Origin of the sequence: Streptococcus mitis (assembly GCF_022137125.1) — a bacterium.
Taxonomy (GTDB): Bacteria; Bacillota; Bacilli; order Lactobacillales; family Streptococcaceae; genus Streptococcus; species Streptococcus mitis_CE.
Genome location: NZ_JAKNEQ010000018.1, coordinates 1 through 621 on the forward strand (window position 1 = coordinate 1; position 621 = coordinate 621).

Sequence of the window (621 nt, forward strand, 5' to 3'; positions counted from 1 at the left end):
GCTACGATAGAGCCGTTCGTTGTCAGGTGAAAATCATTACGATGGATATGTTTAGCCCTTACTATGACTTGGCTAGACAACTTTTCCCGTGTGCTAAAATTGTACTTGATCGCTTTCACATTGTACAACATCTCAGCCGTACTATGAGTCGTGTCCGTGTCCAAATCATGAATCAATTTGAGCGAAAATCTCATGAATACAAGGCTATCAAACGCTACTGGAAGCTCATCCAGCAGGATAGTCGTAAACTGAGTGATAAACGTTTTTATCGCCCTACTTTTCGTATGCACTTGACGAATAAAGAGATTCTAGACAAGCTTTTGAGCTATTCAGAAGACTTGAAACACCACTATCATCTCTATCAACTCTTACTTTTTCACTTTCAGAACAAGGAGCCAGACAAATTCTTCGGACTTATTGAGGACAATCTTAAGCTGGTTCATCCTCTTTTTCAGACTGTCTTTAAAACCTTTCTAAAGAACAAAGAGAAAATCGTCAATGCCCTTCAACTACCCTACTCCAACGCCAAATTAGAAGCAACAAATAATCTCATTAAACTCATCAAACGAAATGCCTTTGGTTTTCGGAACTTTGAAAACTTCAAAAAACGGATTTTTATCG

The 621-nt window shown here is 38.5% G+C and carries 1 protein-coding gene; it reads left to right on the forward strand.

Translation table 11 applies throughout. The annotated features are described in order from the left end of the window. A partial coding sequence (locus L0P31_RS09250; protein WP_238096648.1) for an ISL3 family transposase occupies positions 1-621 on the forward strand: 621 nt, incomplete at both ends.